Here is a 209-nt window from a genome sequence, read left to right on the forward strand (position 1 = left end):
CCGGACATTACATCGGCCTTTACACCCATGATGTAGGTGATGACAACGCGCCTCTGGAAGAAGACATGGTCATTACCTTGGAACCTGGTCTTTACTTTGATGACCTTGGAATCGGAATCCGTATTGAGGATACGCTTCTCGTAACAAAGGACGGCTGTGAAGTATTAAGCGGCGGTATCCCGAAAACCGTGGAAGAAATTGAAACTTTT

1 protein-coding gene is annotated in these 209 nt (G+C 46.4%); it reads left to right on the forward strand.

Going from position 1 to position 209, the window contains the following annotated elements; all coding sequences use genetic code 11:
• Positions 1–209, forward strand: a 209-nt coding sequence (locus HJY11_RS14840) for a M24 family metallopeptidase (protein ID WP_208076595.1), incomplete at both ends; no start/stop codon positions are given.

It is taken from the genome of Bittarella massiliensis (ex Durand et al. 2017) (genome assembly GCF_017566145.1).
GTDB lineage: Bacteria > Bacillota > Clostridia > Oscillospirales > Ruminococcaceae > Bittarella > Bittarella massiliensis_A.